Annotated in this window: 1 protein-coding gene and 1 pseudogene; both read left to right on the forward strand. The window is 74.5% G+C overall.

What is annotated here, in order from left to right; all coding sequences use genetic code 11:
- Positions 1-16,598, forward strand: a 16,598-nt coding sequence (locus ACIRSS_RS40710) for a type I polyketide synthase (RefSeq protein ID WP_400904856.1), incomplete at its 5' end; no start/stop codon positions are given.
- A 47-nt stretch (positions 16,599-16,645) separates the two neighbouring features.
- A pseudogene (locus tag ACIRSS_RS40715) lies at positions 16,646-25,468 on the forward strand (type I polyketide synthase); the annotation flags it as partial.
- Positions 25,469-25,507: the final 39 nt, after the last annotated feature.

Here is a 25,507-nt window from a genome sequence, read left to right on the forward strand (position 1 = left end):
CCGGCGCCGGGGTTTTTGCCGGCGACTTCTTCCCCCGCCCGCCGCGCGGGGTGTTTTCTCAAAACCCGTTTAAAAACGTGTATTCCCCCACACCCCCGGCCGAGGCAGACCGCTCGTGGCGCCCACGCGGGACCGTGCTGATCACCGGCGGCACCGGGGCGCTCGGCGCCGAGGTCGCCCGCTGGCTGGCCCGCGCCGGCGCCGATCACCTCGTCCTGACCTCCCGCCGCGGCCTCGACGCCCCCGGCGCGCCGGAACTGCGCGACGAGCTGACCGCCCTCGGCGTCACCGTGACCGTCGCGGCCTGCGACGTCACCGACCGCGGAGCCGTCGCCGAGCTGGTCGACGGTCTCGACGGGCTGCGGGCCGTAGTGCACGCCGCCGGGGTTGCCCAGTCCGCGCCCCTCGCCGATCTCACCCCCGCCGAATTCGCCCGGTTCACCGCCGCCAAACTTGCCGGCGCCGGGAACCTGGACGCCGTCCTCGGTGACCGCGAACTCGACGCGTTCGTGCTGTTCTCCTCCATCGCGGGCGTCTGGGGCAGCGGCGGCCAGAGCGCCTACGCCGCCGCGAACGCCTACCTCGACGGCCTCGCCCACCGGCGCCGCGCGGCGGGCCTGGCCGCGACCTCGGTGGCCTGGGGCCCCTGGGCCGGCGGCGGCATGCTCGCGGACGAAGGCGCCGAAGACCACCTGCGCCGCCGCGGCCTCCGGCCCCTGGCGCCGGACCTGGCGATCGCCGCACTGCGCCAGGCCCTCGGCGCCGGCGACACCGCCGTGACCGTGGCCGACGTCGACTGGACGCGGTTCGCCCCCGGCTTCACCGCGGTCCGCGCCAGCGCCCTGCTCGGCGACCTGCCCGAGGTCCGCGACGCCCTCGACGTCCCGGTCGAGGAAACCCCGCGTCGCGAGCTGTCCGCCGACGAGCTGCTGGACCTCGTCCAGCGCGAGGCCGCGGCCGCCCTCGGGCACGCCGACCCGGCGTCCGTCGCCGTGGACCGGCCCTTCCGCGACCTCGGCTTCGACTCGCTGACCGCCGTCGAGCTGCGCAACCGCCTGAGCACGGTCACCGGCCTGAAACTGCCGTCGACGCTCGTCTTCGACCACCCGTCGGCCACCGTCCTCGCGGGCTTCCTCGTCGCCGAGCTGTCCGGCGGCGACGAGGAAATCCCGGTCCAGCGGGTCGAGGAGACCGACGAGCCGATCGCGATCGTCGGCATGAGCTGCCGCCTGCCCGGCGGCATCGACTCGCCGGAGGACCTGTGGCGGCTGCTGGCCGACGGCGGCGACGCCATCTCGGCCTGGCCCGCCGACCGCGGCTGGGACGTCGAGGGCCTCTACGACCCCGATCCCGACGCCGAGGGCAAGAGCTACTCCCGCGACGGCGGCTTCCTCACCGGCGCCGACGAGTTCGACGCCGCCTTCTTCGAGATGAGCCCGCGCGAGGCCCTGGCCACCGACCCGCAGCAGCGGCTGCTGCTCGAAAGCTCTTGGGAAGCGTTGGAACGCGCGGGCATCGACCCGCGCTCCCTCGCCGGGACCAGCTCCGGCGTGTTCGTCGGCGCGGGCGTCTCCGGCTACGCCGCGGGCCTGCGCGAAGCCCCCGAAGGCCTCGGCGGCCACCTGCTCACCGGCAACGCGGGCAGTGTCCTTTCCGGACGGATCGCCTACCACCTCGGCGTCGAGGGCCCGGCCGTCACGCTGGACACCGCGTGCTCGTCCTCGCTCGTCGCGCTGCACCTGGCCGCCCGGTCCCTGCGCTCGGGCGAGTGCTCCCTGGCCTTGGCCGGCGGCGTCGCGGTGATGGCCAACCCCGCCGCGTTCGTCGAGTTCAGCCGGCAGCGCGGCCTCGCGCCCGACGGCCGCTGCAAGGCGTACTCCGACGCCGCCGACGGCACCGGCTGGTCCGAAGGCGCCGGAATGCTCGTGCTGGAACGGCTTTCCGACGCCCAGCGGCTCGGGCACCCCGTGCTGGCCGTGGTGCGCGGCTCCGCGGTGAACTCCGACGGCGCGTCCAACGGCCTGACCGCCCCGAACGGCCCGTCGCAGCAGCGGGTGATCCGGGCCGCGCTCGCCGACGCCGGTCTCCGGCCGTCCGATGTGGACGCCGTCGAAGGCCACGGCACCGGCACCCGGCTCGGCGACCCGATCGAGGCGCACGCCCTGCTGGCCACCTACGGCCGCGACCGCGACCGGCCGTTGTGGCTCGGTTCGCTGAAGTCCAACCTCGGGCACACGCAGGCCGCGGCCGGCGTCGCCGGGGTGATCAAGATGGTGCTCGCCCTCCAACGCGAACTGCTCCCGAAGACCTTGCACGCCCGGCAGCCGTCGTCCGAAGTGGACTGGACGACGGGCAGTGTCTCCCTGCTCACCGAGCCGATGCCCTGGCCGGCCGACGGGCAGCCGCGCCGGGCCGGCGTGTCCGCGTTCGGCGTGAGCGGCACCAACGCGCACGTCATCCTCGAAGAGGCACCCGTGACCGAACCGGAGCTGCCGCGGCCGCGCCGGACCGGGCTGGTGCCGGTGGCGCTGTCCGGCCGCTCGGAAGCGGCGCTGCGGGCGCAGGCCGCGCAGCTGCTCGGTCACGCGGACGGCGACCTCGGCGACCTGGCCTGGTCGCTGGCCACGACCCGGTCGGCGTTCGAGCACCGCGCCGTCGTGCCGGCCGAAGACGCCGCCGAACTCCGGGCCGGGCTCGCCGCGCTGGCGGAGGGCACCAAGTCCGCCGGGGTGGTGCGCGGGACGGCGACGCAGGGCCGGACGGCGTTCCTGTTCACCGGCCAGGGCGCGCAGCGGCCCGGAATGGGCAGCGAGCTGTACCGCGAGTTCCCGGCCTTCGCCGCGGCTTTCGACGCGGTGTGCGCGCACTTCGACGGTTCTCTGCGGACGGCGATCGCCTCGGGGGAGCGGCTCGACGAGACGGCTTACACCCAGCCCGCGCTGTTCGCGGTCGAGGTGGCCCTGTTCCGGCTGCTCGAGTCCTGGGGTGTGCGGCCCGACTTCGTCGGCGGTCACTCGATCGGCGAACTCGCCGCGGCGCACGTCGCCGGCGTGCTGTCCCTCGAGGACGCGTGCACGCTCGTCGCGGCCCGCGCGCGGCTCATGCAGGCCTTGCCCACGAACGACGCAGCGTCGCGAAGCGACTCCGTTGAGGGTGGCGGTGGGGGCAAGGGCGGAGGGGCGATGGTGGCCGTCGCGGCCACCGAGGACGAGGTCACGCCGCTGCTGACCGGCCGCGTGTCGCTGGCCGCGGTCAACGGGCCGTCGTCGGTCGTGCTGTCCGGTGACGAAGACGCCGTGCTGGCGGTCGCCGCGAAGTTCGGGAAGACCCGGCGGCTGCGGGTGAGCCACGCGTTCCACTCGGCCCGGATGGACGGCATGCTCGCCGATTTCCGTACGGTGGCGGCCGGGCTGACCTACCACGAGCCTGCCATACCGGTGCTGTCGAACGTCACCGGCGAGATCGCCACCGACCTGGGTGACCCGGAGTACTGGGTCCGGCAGGTCCGCGCGACGGTCCGGTTCGCCGACGGCGTCCGCACGCTCGCCGCCCGCGGGGTGACGCGGTTCCTGGAGCTGGGCCCCGCGGGGGTCCTGTCCGCGATGGTCGCGGAATGCTTGGACGGCTCGCGGGTCGCCGTGCCGGCGCTGCGCGCCGACCGTCCCGAAGCCCGCACGCTGCTCTCGGCGCTGGCCGAACTGCAGGTCGACGGCGGCGACGTCGACTGGGCCCGGGTCGTCGGCGACGGCTCGCGCGTCGAGCTGCCGACCTACGCGTTCCAGCGCGAGCGGTACTGGCTGGAGGTGCCGGACGTCGACGGCGACCCGGCCTCGCTCGGCCAGTCCGGCGCGTCGCACGGCCTGCTGGGTGCGGCCGTGGACCTGGCCGGCGCGGACGGCGTCGTGCTCACCGGGTTGCTCTCGGTCGATGCCGCGCCGTGGCTGGGTGAGCACCGGGTCCACGGCGAGATCCTCTTCCCCGGCGCCGGGTTCGTCGAGCTGGCCCTGCGCGCGGCCGACGAGGTGGGCTGCGACCAGGTCGAGGAGCTGGTCTTGGAGGCCCCACTGGTGCTGCCGGAGCACGGCGGGGTACCGGTGCAGGTCCGCGTCGAAGCCGCGGACGGCGCCCGGCGCGCGTTCGGCATCTACACCCGCGCCGACGGCTGGGTCCGGCACGCCAGTGGTTTCCTGGCCGACGGTTTGTCCACTTCGGACGATCTGACGCAGTGGTCGCCGCCGGGCGCGCTGCCGATCGACGACTTCTACACCCAGCGCGCGGCGGCCGGGTTCGGCTACGGGCCGACGTTCCAGGGCCTGCGCGCCGCATACCGCTCTGGCGACGACGTGTTCGCCGAGGTGGCGCTGCCCGCCGGAACCGCGACCGAAGAGTGGGGACTGCACCCGGCACTGCTGGACGCGGCACTGCACGCGCTGGCGTTCGCCGACCTGACGGACGTGCTGCCGTTTTCGTGGTCGGGCGTCAGCCTGCACGCGACCGGCGCGACCGAGCTGCGGGTCCGGTTGCGCCGGACGGGAAGCGCCGTCCGGCTGACCCTGGCCGACTCGACGGGCCAGGTCGTGGCCGTCGCCGAGTCGGTCGTCCTGCGCCCGGCGACGAAGCCGGTCCCGGCCGCCACGCACCACCGCGTCGAGTGGGTCGTGAGTGAGGAACAGGGTTCTAACCCGGTTTCACGCTCACGACCGGCCGCGGTGCTCGGTGACCTCGGGCTGGCGGACTTGCCCTCCTACCAGGAGCTCGCCGACCTGGCCGCCGCCGGGGCGGTGCCGGAAGTCGTGTTCGCCTCCTGCCGGCCCGACGACACCGAAGACCGCACCTGGGCGGTCTGGGCGTCGGCGCAGCGGGCATTGGCGCTGGTCACGGCCTGGCTGGCCGACCCGCGGTTCGCCGGCTCGCGGCTGGTCTTCGTCACCCGTGGCGCGGTCGCCGTCAGCGCCGGCGAGGTGCCGGACGTGGTGGAAGCCGCCGTCTGGGGTGCCGTCGAGCCGGTGCTGGCGCGGCACCCCGGCCGGTTCGCCCTCGTCGACGGGACGCCGGTCGAGCCGATCGCGGACCGGCTCGTGATCCGCGGTGGCGTCGGCTACGAACCCCGCGCCGCGGCGGTCACGCCGGACGTGTGGAAGCCCGAGGGGACCGTGCTGCTGACCGGCGCGTCCGGCGAACTGGGCGCCGCCCTCGCGCGGCACCTCGTCGAGGACCGGGGCGTGCAGCGGCTCGTCGTGCTCGGGGACGCGGACCTGCCGGAGGCCGTTGCCTGCGACCCCGCCGATCGGCACGAGCTGGCGCGGGCGCTCCGGGACGTCCCGGACATCACCACCGCTGTCCACATCGGACTCGCCGAGAGCCCGGCCGACCTGCGCGACCGCGCCGACATCGCCTTCAACCTCGCCGAGCTGGACGTCGACCTCGTCGTCCTGACCGCCGCCGGCGGAGACGGCCTGGTCGCGGCGCAGACCGCGGTGCTCGAAGCCCTCGCGCACAGCGCGCTCGCTTGCCGTCCCGGTGAGACGTTCGACCTGCTGGGCACGAGGGGCGCGCTCCGCACCGTCGAGCAGGCCCCGGCGAAGGCCAAGACGCGCCGGGTGGTCACCCAGGTGGCCGACGCGGGCAACGCGCTGCACCAGCGGCTCGCCCGGCTGCCCGAGACCGACCGGCACCGGGCACTGCTCGCCATCGTCCGCACCGAGGCCGCGCTCGTCCTCGGCCACGCCGGACCCGAGGCGGTCGGCGCGGACCGCGCGTTCAAGGAACTGGGCGTCGACTCGCTGACCGCCGTCCAGCTGCGGACCGCGCTGAACACCGCGACCGGCTTGCGCCTGCCCGCGACGTCGGTCTTCGACCACCCGACGCCCACGGCGCTGGCGAAGGCGCTGCACGCCGAGCTGTTCGGCGCGGAGGAAGAGCACACCGAGGCCGGCACCCGGGTCGACGAGCCGATCGCGATCGTCGGCATGGCCTGCCGCTACCCCGGCGGCATCGCCGACCCCGACGACCTCTGGCGGCTCGTCGCCGAAGGCGGCGACGCGATCTCGCCGTTCCCGGCCGACCGCGGCTGGGACCTCGAAGCCCTCTACGACACCGACCCCGACGCACCGGGCACGTGCTACGCCCGCGAAGGCGGCTTCCTGCACGACGCGAGCGCGTTCGACCCCGGCTTCTTCGGGATCAGCCCGCGCGAGGCCGTCGCGATGGACCCGCAGCACCGCCTGCTCCTCGAAGTGTCCTGGGAGTCGATGGAACGCGCCGGGATCGACCCGGCCACGTTGCGCGGCAGCCGCACCGGCGTCTTCGCCGGCATCACCTACCAGGACTACGGCGGCCTGCTCGGCGCCGCGACCGACAGCTTCGAAGGCTTCCTCGGCACCGGCAACTCGCCGAGCGTGCTCTCCGGCCGCGTCGCCTACACCTTCGGCCTGGAAGGACCCGCGGTCTCGATCGACACCGCGTGCTCGTCCTCGCTGGTCGCGATCCACTGGGCCTGCCAGTCCCTACGTGACGGCGACTGCACGCTGGCCCTCGCCGGCGGCGTCACGGTCATGTCCACCCCGGTTTCCCTCGTCGAGTTCAGCCGCCAGCGCGCGCTCGCCGCGGACGGGCGCAGCAAGCCGTTCTCGGCCGACGCCGACGGTGCCAGCTGGGCCGAAGGCGCCGGGATGCTGATGCTGGAACGGCTTTCCGACGCCGAGCGCAACGGCCACCGCGTCCTCGCGGTGATCAAGGGCTCGGCGATCAACTCCGACGGCGCGTCCAACGGCCTCACCGCCCCGAACGGGCCGTCGCAGCAGCGGGTGATCCGGCGGGCGCTGGCCAACGCGCGGTTGACACCGTCCGAAGTGGACGTCGTCGAGGCCCACGGCACCGGCACCAAGCTGGGCGACCCGATCGAGGCGCAGGCCATCATCGCCACCTACGGCCGCGAGCGGCCCGCGGACCGGCCGGTGTACCTGGGGTCGTTCAAGTCCAACGTCGGGCACGCGCAGGCGGCTTCGGGCGTCGGCGGCGTGATCAAGATGGTCCAGGCCATCCGGCACGGCGTGCTGCCGAAGACGCTGCACGCGGACGTCCCGTCCCCGCACGTCGAGTGGGACGCGGGCGACGTCAGCCTGCTCACCGAGAGCCGGCCGTGGCTCGCCGACGGCCCGCGTCGGGCGGGTGTCTCGTCGTTCGGGATGAGCGGGACGAACGCGCACCTGATCCTCGAGCAGGCCACGGAAACCACGCGACGACCTGACCGCGAGACGCCGGCCGCAGTGCCGTGGCTGCTGTCCGGGCGCACGGCTGACGCGCTGCGCCGGCAAGCCGAACTGCTGTCCACAGTGGAGTCCGACGTCGCCGATGTCGCGGTGTCCCTGGCCGCCACGCGGTCGGCGTTCGAGCACCGGGCGGTCGTCGTCGGCGCCGATCGGGCCGAGCTGCTCGCCGGGCTGGCCGACCCCGCCGTGCGCGGCGTCGCCGGGACGCCCGGCAAGACCGTGTTCGTCTTCCCCGGCCAGGGCTCGCAGTGGGTCGGGATGGCCCTCGAACTCGCCGAAGCCGCGCCGGTGTTCGCCGACCGGCTCGCCGAGTGCGCGGCCGCGCTCGACCCGTTCGTCGACTGGCGGCTGACCGACGTCCTGGGCGACGCCGAGGCCCTGACCAGGGTCGACGTCGTGCAACCCGCGTGCTGGGCGGTCATGGTGTCGCTCGCCGCGCTGTGGGAGTCCTACGGCGTCCGCCCGGACGCCGTCATCGGCCACTCCCAGGGCGAGATCGCCGCCGCCTGCGTGTCCGGCGCGCTCTCCCTGGAAGACGGCGCACGGGTGGTCGCCCTGCGCAGCCAGGTGATCCGGACGTCGCTGGCGGGCCGCGGCGCGATGGCGTCCGTGGCGCTGCCGGCCGAAGACCTCGAGCTGCCGCCCGGCCTGTCCCTCGCCGCGCTGAACGGCACGGCCGCGGTCACCGTCTCCGGCGACCCGGAGCTGGTCGACGCGCTGCTGGTCCGCTGCGCGGCCGACGGCGTCCGCGCCCGCAAGGTCCAGGTCGACTACGCGTCGCACTCCGCGCACGTCGAGGCGATCGAGGCCCAGCTTCTCGAAGTGCTGGCCCCGGTGACCCCGCGCGCCGCGCGGATCCCGTTCTACTCGACCGTCACCGGCGACTGGCTCGACACCACCGAGCTGACCGCCGCCTACTGGTACCGCAACCTGCGGCAGCGCGTGTTGTTCGCGCCCGCCACCGTGGCGCTGGGCGAGCAGGGCTTCGACGTGTTCGTCGAGTCCAGCGCGCACCCGGTGCTGGGCAGCGCGATCGCCGGAACTCTCGACGACGCCGTGGTCACCGGTTCGCTGCGCCGCGACGAAGGCGGGCTCGCCCGCTTCCTGACCTCGGCCGGCGAACTGTGGGCGCGCGGTGTCGACGTGGACTTCACGCCCGTGCTCACCGGGTCCATTGTGGACTTGCCGACGTATCCGTTCCAGCGTCAGCGCTACTGGCCGACGCTGCCCGGCCCGGGCGACGTCGCCGCGGCCTCCGACGCCGCCGACGCCGGCTTCTGGTCGGCCGTCGAACGCGACGACGCCGGCGAGCTGGCCCGGACGCTCGGGCTCGACGCGCCCGCCGTCGAAGGCCTGCTGCCCGCGCTGGCCGCCTACCGCAGGCAGCGCCGCGAAGAATCCACAGTGGACAACTGGCGGTACCGCGTCGGGTGGCAGCCGGTCACCGTCGAGACCTCACCACGCATCGAGGGCACCTGGCTCGTCGTGCGTCGTCCGGGCGACGAGACGACCCTGCCCCTGGACCGCTTCGGCGCGGACGTCGTCACGGTCGAGGTGGAGTCCGGCCTCGACCGCGCCGCCCTGGCCGAGCGGATCGGCGACGTCGAACCGGCGGGGATCGTGTCCCTGCTGGGGACCGACGTGTCCTACCGCGGTCTCGTCGACACGCTCACGCTGATTCAAGCCGTCAGCGACGCTCCCTTGTGGACGCTCACCCGTGGCGCCGTGTCGACCGGCAAGGCCGACGCGCTTCGCCAGCCGGCCCAAGCGCCGGTGTGGGGCCTCGGCCGCGTGGCCGCGCTCGAACACCCCGGCCGCTGGGGTGGCCTGCTCGACCTGCCCGCCGACCTCGACGACCGCGCGGCCGCCCGGGTAGTCGCCGCGCTCACCGGTGACGAGGACCAGGTCGCCGTGCGCGCGTCCGGCGTCTTCGCCCGCCGGCTCCTGCGGTCCCCGCTCGGCTCGACCCCGCCGGGCCGCGAGTGGACGCCGGACGGAACCGTGCTGGTCACCGGCGGTACCGGCGCGCTGGGTGCGAAGGTCGCCCGCTGGCTGGCCGGTCGCGGCGCCGGGAACCTGGTGCTCACCAGCCGCCGGGGCGCGGACGCCCCGGGCGCGGCCGAGCTGTGCGAAGAACTCGCCGGGCTCGGTGCCCGCGCGACCGTCGTGGCCTGCGACGTCGCCGACCGCGACGCGCTGGCCGCCGTGCTCGCCGAACACCCGCCGACCGCCGTCGTCCACGCGGCCGGTGTCCTCGACGACGGTGTGCTGGACTCGCTCACCCCGGACCGGCTGATGGGCGTGCTGAAGCCCAAGGCGCTGGCCGCGTTCCACCTGCACGAACTGACCCGGGACCTCGACCTGACGGCGTTCGTCTCGTTCGCCTCGACGGCCGGTGTCTGGGGTGGGCCCGGCCAGGGCAACTACGCCGCCGCCAACGCCTATCTCGACGCGCTCGCCGAGCACAGGCGCTCGCTCGGGCTGCCCGCGACGTCGATCTCCTGGGGTCCGTGGGCCGACACCGGCATGGCCGACGCCGCGGCCGTCGCCGAACGCCAGCGCCTCGGCGGCATCCAGGCGCTCGACCCGGACCTGGCGATCGCGGCGCTGCAGCAGGCGCTCGACCACGGCGAGACCACGCTGACCGTCGCGGGCGTCGACTGGGCGCGGTACGTGCCGTCGTTCACCGCCGTCCGGCCGAGCCCGCTGCTGCTCGGCATCCCCGAGGCCCGCGCGGCGATCGAAGCCGCGGCGAAGCACACCCAAGGCGTGAGCGAACGCGACGTGCTGGAGTTCGTCCGCGCCCAGGTCGCCGGGGTGCTCGGGTACGGCGGGCCGGGTGACGTCGAGCCGAACCGGGCGTTCACCGACCTCGGCTTCGACTCGCTGACCGCGGTCGACCTGCGCAACCGCCTGTCCGCGGCCACCGGGCTCAAGCTGCCCGCGACGCTCATCTTCGACTACCCGACGACGACCGCGCTGGTCGCGCACCTCAAGAGCGAGCTGGGCGAGCCGGCCGACACGCCGTCCACAGTGGACGTCACGCCGAAGGCGGTCGAGGACGACCCGATCGCCATCGTCTCGATGGCGTGCCGGTTCCCCGGCGGCGTGCGGTCGCCGGAGGACCTGTGGGACCTGCTGTCCGGCGGCGCGGACGCGATCACCGACTTCCCCGACGACCGCGGCTGGGACCTCGACGCGCTCTACGACCCGGACCCCGACCACCAGGGCACGTCCTACACCCGCCGCGGCGGGTTCCTCGACGGCGCCAGCCGGTTCGACGCCGCGTTCTTCGGCATCAACCCGCGCGAGGCCCTGGCCATGGACCCGCAGCAGCGCCTGCTGCTCGAGACGGCGTGGGAGGCCGTCGAGCGCGCCGGGATCGACGCCGCGTCGCTGCGCGGCGGCCCGGTCGGCGTGTTCGCCGGCTCGAACGGCCAGGACTACACGCCGCTGCTCGCGCTCGGCGACGACGAGGGCGTCGAGGGCTACACCATGACCGGCAACGCGGGTTCCGTGGTGTCCGGCCGGATCTCCTACGCGCTCGGCCTGGAAGGCCCGGCCGTCACGGTCGACACGGCGTGCTCGTCGTCGCTGGTGGCGGTACACCTCGCGGCTCGGGCGCTGCGGGCGGGGGAGTGCTCGCTGGCGCTGGCCGGCGGGGTCACGATCATGTCGACCCCGTCCGGGTTCATCCAGTTCAGCCGCCAGCGCGGGCTCGCGCTCGACGGCCGCTGCAAGGCGTTCTCCGACGACGCCGACGGCACCGGCTGGGGCGAAGGCGCCGGGATGGTGCTCCTCGAACGGCTCTCCGACGCGCGCCGCAACGGCCACCCGGTGCTCGCCCTCGTCCGCGGGAGCGCGGTCAACCAGGACGGCGCGTCCAACGGCCTGACCGCCCCCAACGGGCCGTCGCAGCAGCGGGTGATCCGCGCCGCGCTGGCCGACGCCGGCCTGGCACCGTCCGAAGTGGACGCCGTCGAAGCGCACGGCACCGGCACGGTGCTGGGCGACCCGATCGAGGCGCAGGCTGTCTTGGCCACCTACGGGCAGGACCGCGACCGGCCGCTGTGGCTCGGTTCGGTCAAGTCCAACATCGGGCACACCCAAGCCGCCGCGGGCGCGGCCGGGATCATGAAGATGGTCCTGGCGCTGAGGCACGATCTGCTGCCGAAGACGCTGCACGCGGACGTTCCGTCGTCCCATGTGGACTGGACTTCCGGCGACGTGCGGCTGCTGTCCGACGCCGTCGAGTGGGCGCCGAACGGGCACCCGCGCCGGGCCGGGATCTCGTCGTTCGGCGTGAGCGGCACCAACGCGCACGTGATCGTCGAGCAGGCGCCCGAAGAACCCGCGGTGGCCGAGTCGGCGTGGTCGGGTCCGGTGCCGTGGGTGCTGTCGGGCCGATCCGAGGCGGCGTTGCGGGCCCAGGCCGCGCAGCTGGCCGACCTTGCAGCCGAGGAGCGACCGGCCGACATCGGCTGGTCCCTGGCCACCGGCCGCTCGGCGTTCGAGCACCGCGCGGTGGTGATCGGCACCGATACCGACGAGCTGCTGCGCGGTCTGCGCGACCTCGTCGACGGACCTCTCCCCGGCCCGGCGAGCGAAGGCCGGATCGGATTCCTCTTCACCGGACAGGGTGCGCAGCGGCTCGGCATGGGCCGCGAACTGTACGACGCGCACCCCGTCTACGCCGAGGCGTTCGACGCGGTGTGCGCGCACTTCGACACCGAGCTGGATCGGCCGTTGCGGGACGTCGTCTTCGGCGACGAGGATCTGCTGAACGAGACCGGCTACACCCAGCCCGCGCTGTTCGCGGTCGAGGTCGCTCTCTTCCGGCTGCTGGAGTCCTGGGGTGTGCGCCCCGAGTACGTGGCCGGGCATTCGATCGGCGAACTGGCCGCCGCGCACGTCGCCGGGGTGTTCTCCCTGGCGGACGCGTGCCACCTGGTCGCGGCGCGCGGCAGGTTGATGCAAGCCTTGCCACGCGGCGGCGGCATGCTGGCCGTAGCCGCCACCGAGGACGAGGTCACGCCACTGCTCACGGACACGGTGAGCGTCGCCGCGATCAACGGGCCGACGTCCGTCGTGGTCTCCGGCGACGACCTCGACGGGATCGAGCAGCACTTCACCGCGCTGGGCCGCAAGACCAAGCGGCTCACGGTCTCCCACGCGTTCCACTCGCCGTCGATGGATCCGATGCTGGCCGAGTTCGCGAAGGTGGCCGAGCGGATCGCCTACGCCGAACCGGCCCTGCCGATCGTGTCCACGGTGACCGGTGCGGTCACGTCCGTGCTGACGCCGGAGTACTGGGTCGGCCAGGTGCGTGCGACCGTGCGGTTCGCCGACGCCGTCACGACTCTCCAGGGGCTGGGCGTCAACCGGTTCGTCGAGATCGGGCCGGACGCCGTCCTCACACCGATGGTCGAAGCGGCCGTGGCGGTGCCCACCCTGCGCGCGGGCCGCGACGAGCGGGTCACCGTGCTGGCCGCCGTCGGCGAGCTGCACGTCCACGGGCAGAGTCCCGAGTGGACGGCCGTGTTCGCCGGAACCGGCGCCCGCCGGGTCGACTTGCCGACGTACGCGTTCCAGTACCAGCGGTTCTGGCCGCACCTCACCGGCCTGCCGGTCGGCGACGTCACCGCCGCCGGTCTCACCGCGGTGGACCACCCGCTCCTCGGCGCGGCGGTCTCCGTGGCCGGTTCCGACGAGCTGCTGTTCACCAGCCGGCTCGCGCTGTCCACGCACCCGTGGCTGGCCGGGCACGAGGTCATGGGCCAGGTCCTCCTGCCGGGCACGGCGTTCCTGGAGCTGGCCGTCCGCGCCGGCGACCAGGCGGCCTGCGCCCGGGTCGAAGAGCTGACGCTGGCCGCGCCGCTGGTGCTGCCCGAGCGCGGCGGCGTCCAGCTGCAGTGCTCGGTCGGGGCCCCCGGGGAGGACGGCGGCCGGGCGTTCACCACGCACTCGCGGGTCGAGGGCACCGACGACTGGGTCCTGCACGCCACCGGCCTGCTCGCCGTCGACGCCGGAGAGCCCGGCGAACCGCTGACCGAGTGGCCGCCCGCGCAGGCGGAACCCATTGCCGTGGAGGACTTCTACGACACCTACGCGGCCGGCGGGTTCGCCTACGGGGACGCCTTCCGCGGCCTGGCCGCCGCGTGGCGCCGCGGCGACGACGTCTTCGCCGAAATCGCGCTGCCCGAACCGGCCCGCGATGACGCGCGGCGCTTCGGCCTGCATCCGGCGTTGCTCGACGCCGCACTGCAGGCCCTGCTCTACCTGCCCCTGGCCGGGTCCGGGCAGAGCCGCCTCCCGTTCTCGTGGTCGGACGTCACCCTGCACGCGTCCGGCGCCGCCGCGCTGCGCGTCCGCCTGAGCCTGGCCGGGCCGGACGCCCTGGCGCTGACCATCGCCGACGCCGCGGGCAACCCGGTCGCCACCGTGGGTTCGCTGGCCATGCGCCAGGTCTCGGCCGAACTGCTGACCGAGCCGCGACGGCTGCACGACTCGCTGTTCCAAGTGGACTGGATCCCGCTGACCGGCGGGTCCGAACCGGACACCCAGGACTGGGCCGTCCTCGGCCCGGACCCGCACAAGCTCGGCGTCCAGCTCGGCACGTCCGGTCCGCTCAAGTCCTATGTGGACATCGACGCGCTCATCGCCGAGGGTGGCACGCCACCCGAGGTGGTCTTCGCGCCGCTCGTGCCGGACCGTGCGGCAGACCTCCCGGCCGCGGTGCGCGCGGCCACCGGGCTCGCCCTGGAGACCGTGCAGCGCTGGCTGACCGAGGACACCCTCGAAGGCGCGAAGCTGGTGTTCGTCACCTCCGGCGCGGTGGCGCACCGCGGCGAGGTGACCGATCTCGCCAACGCCGCGGTCTGGGGTCTGGTGCGCTCGGCCCAGGCCGAGAACCCCGGCCGGTTCCTGCTGGTGGACGTCGACGGCACGGAAGCCTCCTTCGCCGCCATCCCGGGCGCCCTCACCACCGGCGAGCCGCAACTGTCCCTTCGCGACGGTGAACCGCACGCGGCCCGCTTGGTGCGCGCGGAAACCGCGGGCGGGGTGCTCGCCGCGCCGGCGAACGGACCGTGGCGGCTCGACGTCGTCGACAAGGGCACCCTCGAAAACCTGACCCTGCTGCCGTGCCCCGAGGTCGAGGGCCCGCTGCCGGACGGGCACGTGCGGATCGCGGTCCGCGCGGCGGGCGTCAACTTCCGCGACGTCCTCAACGCGCTCGGCATGTACCCGGGCGAAGCCGGGCAGATGGGCCTGGAGGGCGCGGGCGTCGTCACCGAGGTCGGCGCCGGGGTGACCGGGCTGGCGGCAGGCGACCGGGTGCTCGGCATGTTCCCCGGCGCGTTCGGGCCGGTCGCGGTCGCCGACCAGCGGCTCGTCGCCCGCGTCCCGGACGGCTGGTCGTTCGCCGAGGCGGCGTCCGTGCCGATCGTGTTCCTCACCGCCTACTACGCGCTGGTCGACCTCGCCCGCGTCCAGCCGGGGGAGACCGTGCTGGTCCACGCCGCGGCCGGCGGCGTCGGCATGGCCGCCGTCCAGCTCGCGAAGCACCTCGGCGCCGACGTGTTCGGCACCGCGGGCGCGGGCAAGTGGGACGCCCTGCGCGACCACGGCCTCGCCGACGACCGGATCGCGTCCTCGCGCACCCTGGACTTCGAGGAGCGGTTCCTCGCGGCCACCGAGGGCCGCGGCGTCGACGTCGTCCTCGACTCCCTGGCCGGGGACTTCGTCGACGCCTCCCTGCGGCTGCTGCCCCGCGGCGGCCGGTTCCTGGAGATGGGCAAGACCGACGTCCGGAACGCCGCCGAGGTCGCCGCGGCCCACCCGGGCGTCGCCTACCGGGCGTTCGACCTCATCGAGGCCGGTCCCGACCGGATCGCCGAACTGCTGCGGGAGGTCCTCGACCTGCTCGGCCGCGGCGCGCTGCGGCCGGTGCCGGTCACCGCGTGGGACGTCCACCGCGCCCCGGCCGCGTTCAAGCACCTCCAGCAGGCCAAGCACGTCGGCAAGGTCGTGTTGACTGTGCCCGCGCCGCTCGACCCCGGCGGTACGGTCCTGATCACCGGCGGCACCGGCGGCTTGGGCGGGCTGCTGGCCCGGCACGTGGTCACCGAGCACGGCGCACGGCACCTGCTGCTCACCAGCCGCCGCGGCCTCGCGGCCGAAGGGGCGGCCGAGCTGCGGGACGAACTGACCGGGCTGGGGGCGACCGTCACCGTGGCGGCGTGCGACGCGGCCGACCGCGACGCACTGGCCGAATTGCTCGCCGGGATCCCCGCCGAACACCCGCTGCGCGCCGTCATGCACACCGCCGGCGTGCTCGACGACGGCGTCGTCGGTTCCCTGGACGCCGCCCGGCTGGACAAGGTGCTGCGGCCCAAGGTCGATGCCGCCGTGCACCTCGACGAGCTGACCCGGCACGCCGACCTCACCGCGTTCGTGCTGTTCTCCGGGGCCGCCGGCCTGTTCGGCGGCGCCGGGCAGGCGAACTACGCGGCCGCGAACGCGTTCGTCGACGCCTTCGCGACGCACCGGCACGCCCTCGGGCTGCCCGCGGTGGCGCTCGCGTGGGGGCCGTGGTCGGCGTCGGCGGGGATGACCAGCGGCCTGACCGAGACGGACCTGAGCCGGATGGCCCGCGCGGGCCTGCTGCCGCTGTCCGCCGAGCTCGGGCTCGCCCTGCTCGACGCGGGGGTGGCTTCCGGTGAAGCGGCCGTGGTGCCGATGCGGGTCGACTCGGCCGCGCTGGCGTCGTCGGGCGTGCCGCTGTTCCGGGAGTTCGCCACCGCCCCGGCACGGCGGGCGGTCGCGGAGGTGGCGCACGCCGCGCCCGCCGGCCTGGCCGAGCGGCTCGCCGCGACGCCGTTCGCGGAGCGCGAAGACCTCGTGGTGGCCCTGGTGACCGGGCAGGTCGCCGCGGTGCTGGGCCATGCGTCCACAGTGGACATCGATCCGGCCAAGGCGTTCTCCGAACTGGGCTTCGACTCGCTGACCGCGGTCGAGCTGCGCAACCGGCTCGGCGCGGTCGCCGGGAAGCGGCTGCCCGCGACGCTGGTGTTCGACTACCCGACCGTCCGCGAGCTGGCGGCCTACCTGCTCGGCGAGAGCGCGCCGTCCGCGACCGGCGCCGTCGACGAGCTGCGTAGTTCCCTCGCCGCGCTGCCCGCCGGCTACGAAGGCCGCGAGGAGATCACCGAGCGGCTGCGGTCCCTCCTCGACTGGTGGACCGGCGAACCGCGGCTGGACGACGAAGTGGCGGCGGCCTCCGCCGACGAGCTGTTCGACCTGATCGACAAGGAGTTCGGGGCGTGACCTCCGACAACGAGAAGAAGCTGCTCGACTACCTCAAGAAGGTCACCACCGACCTGCGCGCGGCGAACCAGCGGCTGCGCGAGGTGGAGGAGCGCGACGCCGAACCGGTCGCGGTGATCGGGATGGGCTGCCGGTTCCCCGGCGGTGTCCGCACTCCCGAACAGCTCTGGCAGCTCCTGGCCGACGGCGGCGACGGGATGGCGGGCTTCCCCGCCGACCGCGGCTGGCCCGCGGCGCTGTACTCCGGCGACGCCGGGCAGGCGGGCACCAGCTACGTCCGCGAGGGCGGGTTCGTCTACGACGCGGCCGAGTTCGACCCCGGCTTCTTCGGGATGAGCCCGCGCGAGGCGCTGGCGACCGACCCGCAGCAGCGGCTGCTGCTCGAAACGGCGTGGGAGACCGTCGAACGCGCCGGGATCGACCCGCTCTCGCTGCGCGGCACGCGAGCCGGGGTGTTCGTCGGCGGCACGTCCACCGGCTACGGCTCCGGTCTGACCGCGCTGCCCGAGGGTGTCGAAGGGCACCTGCTCACCGGCAACTCGACCGCGGTGATCTCCGGCCGGGTCGCCTACCAGCTCGGGCTCAAGGGCCCGGCGGTCACCGTGGACACGGCGTGCTCGTCGTCGCTGGTCGCGCTGCACTGGGCCGCCCAGTCCCTGCGACGCGGTGAGTGCTCGCTAGCGCTGGTCGGCGGGGTGACGGTGATGTCGACCCCGGGCATGTTCCTCGAGTTCAGCCGTCAGCGCGGGCTCGCGCCCGACGGGCGGTGCAAGCCGTTCGCGGCCGCGGCCGACGGCACCGGCTGGTCCGAAGGCGTCGGGCTCGTCCTGGTCGAAAGGCTGTCCGACGCGCTGGCCAACGGCCACCCGGTGCTGGCCGTGGTCCGCGGTTCGGCGGTCAACTCCGACGGCGCGTCCAACGGCCTCACCGCGCCCAACGGCCCGGCCCAGCAGCAGGCCATCCGGGCCGCGCTGGCGAGTGCCGGGCTCGAACCGTCCGATGTGGACGCTGTCGAGGCGCACGGCACCGGGACGACTTTGGGTGACCCGATCGAGGCGCACGCGCTGCTGGCGACCTACGGCCAGGACCGCGACCGGCCGCTGTGGCTCGGCTCGGTGAAGTCGAACATCGGCCACACGCAGGCCGCCGCCGGCGTCGCCGGGGTGCTCAAGGTGATCTTGTCCATGCGGCACGGGCTGCTGCCGCGCACGGTCCACGTCGACGAGCCCTCGCCGCACATCGACTGGACGTCCGGGCGCGTCGAACTGCTCACCGAGAACGTCGAGTGGCCGGCGGGGGAGACCCCGCGCCGGGCCGGTGTGTCGTCGTTCGGCATCAGCGGCACCAACGCACACGTGATCCTGGAGAGCTACGACTCCTCGGCCGCCGCGCCGACCGCGGTGAACGGCCTGGTTCCGCTCGCGCTCTCCGCCCGGTCCCGTGAAGCCCTGCGCGAGCAGGCTGTCCGGCTGCGGGAACACTTGTCGGCGGGCTCGACGCTGGCGGACACCGCGTTGTCGCTGGTCACCGGGCGGTCGGCGTTCGAACACCGGGCCGTCGTGCTGGCGGACGACACCGCTTCGGCGGTGACCGCGCTGGAGGCGCTGGCGGCCGGCGAGCCGTCCGCGTCTGTCGTGGACGGTGTCGTCGGCAAGGCGGGCAAGACCGCGTTCCTGTTCTCCGGCCAAGGTTCCCAGCGGATCGGGATGGGTGCGGGGCTGCGTTCCGCTTTTCCGGTGTTCGCGTCGGCGTTCGACGAGGTGTGCGCCAGGTTCGATCTTCCGTTGGCCGAAGCGATCTCGGGCGAGTCTCTGGACGACACGGGCTACACGCAGCCCGCTCTGTTCGCCGTCGAGGTCGCCCTGTTCCGGCTGCTCGAGTCGTGGGGCGTGAAGCCGGACTTCGTGGCCGGGCACTCCATCGGCGAGCTGGCCGCGGCATACGTCGCCGGGGTCCTCTCGCTGGCCGACGCCTGCACGCTCGTCGCGGCGCGGGCCCGGCTGATGGCGGCTCTTCCCGCGGGCGGGGCGATGGTCGCCGTGCAGGCGACCGAAGCCGAGGTCGCGCCCCTGCTCGGTGAGCGGGTGAACCTCGCCGCCGTGAACGCGGCCGACTCCGTCGTCCTGTCCGGCGACGAAGTCGCGGTCCTGGCGGCCGCGGCCGAACTGGCGTCCCGCGGGCGCAAGACCAAGCGGCTCAGCGTGTCGCACGCCTTCCACTCGGTGCTGATGGAGCCGATGCTGGACGACTTCCGGCAGGTCGTGGCCGGGCTGACCTTCTCGGCGCCGCGCCTGCCGATCGTCACCGGTGAGCCCGCCGACCTGACCGACCCCGAGTACTGGGTGCGGCACGTGCGCGAACCGGTCCGGTTCGCCGACCGCATGACGGCTCTGCAAGACCGCGGTGCCACGCGGTTCGTCGAGGTGGGCCCGGACGGGACCCTCGCCGGGATGGCGAGCGCGCCCGTCGTGCCGATGCTGCGCGCCGGGCGTGATGAGCGGGAGTCGGTCCTGGCGGCGCTGGCCGAGCTGTACGTGCGCGGCGGTGCGCCCGGGTGGACGGCCCTGCTCGACGGCGCCCGGCGGGTCGAGTTGCCGACGTACGCCTTCCAGCGCGAGCGCTTCTGGCTCACCTCGCCGGAGTCCGCCACGGTCGCGGACACCGATGCGGACGACTTCTGGTCGGCGGTCGACCGCGAGGACCTCGGCGCGCTGGTCGACACCCTGGACGTCCCTTCGGAAGCGCCGCTCAGCGAAGTGCTTCCCGCGTTGGCGTCCTGGCGGCGCCGAGCCCGTACAGAGTCCACAATAGACAGCTGGCGTCATCGGATCGGCTGGCGCCCGGTCACCGGGACGACCGCGACCCGGCTGTCCGGCCGCTGGCTCGTGGTGGGCGAAGGCGCCGACGACGTGGTCGAGGGCTTGCGCGACCGGGGCGCGGACCTGCTGCACGTCCCGGCCGTCGCCGCCTTGCCGGGCGACGAGCCCGCCGGGGTCCTTTCGCTGCTGGCCGTGGAGGACACCCTCGAGCTGGTGCAGGCGCTCGGCACGCTCGGCTGGTCCGCGCCGCTATGGTGTCTCACGCGGGGCGCGGTCTCGACTGGCCGCTCCGACCCGCTCGACCATCCGGAGCAGGCCCAGGTGTGGGGTCTCGGCCGGTCCGCCGCCGTGGAGCACCCGCGCCGGTGGGGTGGCCTGGTCGACCTGCCAGCGCGGCTCGACGACCGTGCTCTGGACCGGCTGTGCGGAGTGCTCGCCGACGGCGCCGAAGACGAGGTCGCCATCCGGCCCTCCGGGGTCTTCGCCCGGCGGCTCGTGCGCGCTCCGCTGTCCGGTGACTGTCCTGAGTGGACGATGTCGGGGACGGTGCTGATCACCGGCGGCACCGGCGCGCTCGGCGGCCCCCTCGCGCGCTGGGCGCTCGACCGCGGCGCGTCGCACGTCGTGCTGGCCGGCCGGCGCGGCCCGGCGGCGACCGAACCGACCCGGCCCGAGATCACGGTCGTGGCCTGCGACTGCGCCGACCGGGACGCGGTCACCGCACTCGTGGCGTCCCTGCCGGACCTCACCGCCGTGGTGCACGCGGCCGGCGTCCTCGACGACGGCGTGCTCGACGGGCTCACCCCGGACCAGCTGGCGCGCGTGCTGCGGGCCAAGGCGGTCTCTGCCCGGGTGCTGCACGAGGCCACCGAAGGCCGTGAACTCTCGGCGTTCGTGCTGTTCTCGTCGCTGGCGGGCACCGTGGGTTCGGCCGGGCAGGGCAACTACGCGGCGGCGAACGCGTACCTCGACGCGCTGGCCGCGTACCGGCGGGCCCGCGGGCTTCCGGCGACCTCCCTCGCGTGGGGGCCGTGGGCCGACGCCGGGATGGCGGCCGGCACCGCCGTCCGCGACCGGCTGCGCCGCGGCGGTCTGACCCCGCTCGACCCGGACCTCGCGGTGGCCGCGCTCGACCGGGCGCTGGGGGCCGGCGACGTCGCGGTCGTGCTCGCCGACGTCGACTGGCCCGTCTACGGCCCCGCGCTCACCGCCGTGCGGCCGAGCCGGCTGCTGAGCGAACTGCCCGAGGCGGCGGGTGCTCCGGTGGTGGTGCCGTCCGATGTGGACATGCTGACCTTGGTGCGCCGTCAGGTCGCCGCGGTGCTGGGGTACACCGAAGAGGTTCCCGCGGACAAGTCGTTCAAGGACCTCGGGTTCGACTCGCTGACCGCCGTCGAGCTGCGCAACCGCCTCGGCGCGGCCACCGGCACGGACCTGCCCGCGACGCTGATCTACGACCACCCGACAGCCGCCGACCTGGCCGCGCACCTGGCGGGCACGTCGAGCGAAGCGCCGGTGGTCTCGCGGCCTGCGGTGTCCACAGAGGACCCGATCGTCGTCGTCGCGATGGGCTGCCGGTTCCCCGGCGGCGTGCGGACGCCGGAAGACCTCTGGGAGCTGCTGGTTTCCGGGCGCGACGCGGTTTCGGGCTTCCCCGCCGACCGGCACTGGGACCTCGCGGGCCTCGCCGCGGCCGGGGTCGTCACGGGCGGCGGCGCGTTCGTCGACGGCGTCACGGAGTTCGACCCGGCCTTCTTCGGCATCTCCCCGCGCGAGGCCCTGGCGATGGACCCGCAGCAGCGGCTCGTCCTGGAAACGGCTTGGGAGACATTGGAACGCGCCGGCGTCGACCCGGCGGCCGGCCCGGACGTCGGGGTGTTCCTCGGGACCAACGGGCAGGACTACCCGGCGGTGCTCGCTGGCTCGGGCGAGGACTTCGGCGGGTTCGTCGGCACCGGGAACGCCGCTTCGGTCGTCTCCGGCCGGGTGTCGTACGTCCTGGGCCTCGGCGGCCCGGCGGTCACCGTGGACACGGCGTGCTCGGCGTCGCTGGTGGCGCTGCACCTGGCCGCGCAGTCGGTGCGCGCGGGGGAGTGCGCGATGGCCCTGGCCGGCGGCGTGACGGTGATGGCGACGCCCGGCGCGTTCGTCGAGTTCTCCCGGCAGGGCGGCCTCGCGGCGGACGGCCGGTGCAAGGCCTTCGCCGACGTCGCGGACGGCACGGGCTGGGGCGAAGGCGCCGGCGTCGTGCTGGTCGAGCGGCTGTCGGACGCGCGGCGGCTCGGGCACCCGGTGCTCGCGGTGCTGCGCGGCTCGGCGATGAACCAGGACGGCGCGTCGAACGGGCTCACCGCGCCGAACGGGCCGTCGCAGCAACGGGTCATCCGCTCCGCGCTCGCCGCCGCCGGGCTCTCACCGTCCGATGTGGACGCAGTCGAGGCGCACGGCACGGGTACCGCGCTGGGCGACCCGATCGAGGCGCAGGCGCTGCTGGCGACCTACGGGCGGGACCGTTCGACGCCGCTGTGGCTGGGTTCGTTGAAGTCCAACATCGGGCACACGCAGGCGGCGGCGGGCATCGCCGGGGTGATCAAGATGGTCCTTTCCCTGGGCCACGGCGTCCTGCCGAAGACCCTGCACGTCGAAGAGCCGTCGCGGCACGTCGACTGGACCGGCGGCACGGTGGCGTTGCTGACCTCGCCGCAGCCCTGGCCGGCCGGGGACCGGCCGCGTCGGGCCGGGGTGTCGTCGTTCGGCTTCAGCGGCACGAACGCCCACGTCATCATCGAGGAGCCACCGGTTCCGGAAGTCATGCCCGTCGACGCCGGTGTCGTCGCCTGGCCGCTGTCGGCCCGGTCGGACTCGGCGTTGCGGGAGCAGGCGCGCCGGCTCGCGGCCTTCGACTCGGACGCCGCTCCGGCCGACGTCAGCCTGACCCTGGCCGGCCGGGCGGCGTTCGACCACCGCGCGGTGGTGGTCGGCGCGTCCCGGGCGGACCTGCTGGCCGGGCTGGCCGCGGTGGCGTCGGGCGGGAAGGGCCCGGGCGTCGTCACCGGGCAAGCCGTCCCGGGGGCGACGGGCCTGTTGTTCGCCGGGCAGGGGTCGCAGCGGGTCGGGATGGGAGCGGAGCTGTACGCGCGGTTCCCGGCGTTCGCGGACGCGTTCGACGCGGCGTGCGCGGTGCTGGACCCGGCGCTGGACCGGCCGTTGCGGGACGTCGTGTTCGGCGACGCCGTGGCGCTCGACCGGACGGGGTACACGCAGCCGGCGCTGTTCGCTTTCGAGGTCGCGTTGTTCCGGCTGCTGGAGTCGTGGGGCGTCCGGCCGGACTACCTGGTCGGGCACTCGATCGGCGAGCTGGCGGCGGCGCACGTCGCGGGGGTGTTCTCGCTGGCGGACGCAGGCCGGCTGGTCGCGGCGCGCGCGGGTCTGATGCAGGCGTTGCCGCCCGGGGGCGCGATGCTCGCAGTGCAGGCCGCTGAGCAGGAGGTTCTCCCGGTGGCGGCGGGCCGCGTGGACCTGGCGGCGGTGAACGGGCCGCGATCGGTGGTCCTGTCCGGCGAGGCCGGCGCGGTGGCGGAGATCGCGGCCGAGCTGACCGAGCGCGGGGTGAAGTCTAGGGATTTGCGGGTCTCGCATGCGTTTCACTCGGCTCGTATGGACGCGATGCTGGAGGACTACGCCCAGGTGGCGCGCGGGATCGGCTACGCCGGGCCGCGCGTTCCCGTGGTGTCCACGGTGACCGGGCGGGTCGCGGAGGAGCTGACGGACCCGGGGTATTGGGTCCGCCAGGTGCGCGAGCCGGTGCGCTTCGCGGCGGCGGTCGAGACGCTGCGTTCGGCCGGGGTGACGCGGCTGGTGGAGCTGGGTCCGGACGGGACGTTGTCGGCGCTGGCCCCGGGCTCGGTCCCGATGGTGCGCAGGGACCGGCCGGAGGTTTCGACGGCGTTGCTGGCGCTGGGGTCGTTGCACGTGAGTGGGCAGACGGTGGATTGGACGCCGCTGTCACCGGGAACGCGGCGCGTGGCGTTGCCGACGTACCCGTTCGAGCGCCAGGTGTTCTGGCCGGAGCCGGTGGTTTCGAGCGGGTCGCCTTCGGACGCTTGGCGTTATCGGGTGTCTTGGCAGCCGGTGGCGAATGGGCCGCGGGCGGGGTTGACCGGCCGCTGGCTGGTGGCGGTACCCGCCGGGTTCGACGGCGACCCGCTGGTCAAGGGAGTGTTGTCGGCGCTCGCGGAGGCCGGGGCCGAGCCGGTGTCGATGGCGCTCGCGGAGAGCGATCTCGACCGGGACGAGCTGGCTGGTCGGCTGCTGGGGATGAGTTCGGGTGGCGAGCTGGCGCTCAGCGAGGCCGACCTCTTGCTCGGCAATGCCGGGCCAGGGCGCGGCCCGCTCGGCGAAGCCAGTCTCGATTCCTTCGCCGGCGTTCTCTCGCTGCTGGGCCTGGTCGTCCACGCGATGCCCGACCTGCCGTCCGTCCCGCTCGGGCTCGCACTCAGCACCACGCTCCTTCAGGCCCTCGGCGATGCCGGCGTCACCGCGCCGCTGTGGCACGTCACCACCGGAGCTGTCGCCGTCGACGCCGAAACCCTCGGCGAACCCCTCGCCGCCGGGATCTGGGGACTGGGGCGGACCGCCGCCCTCGAACACCCCGATCGGTGGGGCGGCCTTGCCGACCTGCCCGCCCACCCCGGCGACCCCGAACTGACCGGCCTGATCGCCGCCCTGGCCGCCACCGAAGGGGAAGATCAGCTCGCCATTCGCCCCTCCGGCACCTTCACCCGCCGGCTCGTGCGTGCCCCGGTGACCCCCGCCGAGCCCTGGACCCTGCGCGGCACCGTGCTCGTCACCGGCGGCACCGGCGCCCTCGGCTCCGAAGTCGCCCGGTGGCTGGCCCGGACCGGGGCGCCGCACGTCGTCCTCGTCGGGCGGCGGGGGCCCGCCGCTCCCGGGGCCGCCGACCTCGAAGCCGAACTCAGCGCGCTCGGCGCCAAAGTCACGATCGCCGCCTGCGATCTCGCCGATCGGGACGCCGCCGCCGAACTCCTCGACGGCCTTCCCGATCTCGACGCCGTCGTGCACGCCGCCGGCGTCCTCGATGACGGCGTCCTCGACTCGCTGACGCCGCAACGGCTCGCGACCGTCCTGCGATCCAAAGTGGACTCCGCGAGGAACCTCGACGAGCTCACCCGCGACCGGGACCTCTCCGCCTTCGTCCTGTTCTCCTCCCTCGCCGCCACGCTCGGCGCGGCCGGGCAGGGCAACTACGTCGCCGCCAACGCCGTCCTCGACGCGCTCGCCGAACACCGAGCCGGGCTCGGCCTGGCCGCCACCTCGATCGCCTGGGGACCGTGGGCCGGCGCCGGCATGGCCGCCGGGACCACGGCCCGCGCCGAACGCGGCGGGATCCGGCCGATGGCCCCCGCCCTGGCCACCGCCGCCCTGCACCGTGCGGTCACCACCGGCGAGCCGGTCATCACCGTGGCCGACTTCGATTGGGACCAGTTCCGCGCCGGGCGGCTGTTCGACGACCTGCCCGAAGCCCGCCGGGCGACCCCCGAAGTCGACTTCCGCGCGAAGCTCGACGCCCTGACCGGCCCCGAACGCGACCGCGCACTGCTCGACCTGGTGCGCGCCGAAGTCGCCGCCGTGCTCGGCTACGCCGGACAATCCACAGTGGACCCCGCGCTGGCGTTCAAGGAACTGGGCCTGGACTCGCTCACCGCAGTCGAGCTGCGCAACGGCCTGGCTGCCGCCACCGGCCTGGCCCTGCCCGCGACGCTCGGCTTCGACTACGCGACCCCGGCCGCGCTCGCCGCGCACCTCGGCCGCGAACTCGGGCCCGCCGACCCGGCCGAGGCCGCCCTCGAACGCATCGAAGCGGCCCTCGCCGGCCTGACCGCCGAGCAGGGAACCCGCGTCACGAGCCGGCTGCAGGCCCTGCTCGGCCGCCTCGCCGCGGAACCGGTGGAAAACACACGGCAGAAGCTCGAGACGGCCAGCGAAACCGAGATCTTCGACTTCATCGACAACGAGCTGGGGCTCGCGTGACGGGGGCGACGTGAACGAGGAGAAGCTGCTCGGCTACTT

Source organism: Amycolatopsis sp. NPDC101161 (genome assembly GCF_044768185.1).
Lineage (GTDB): Bacteria > Actinomycetota > Actinomycetes > Mycobacteriales > Pseudonocardiaceae > Amycolatopsis.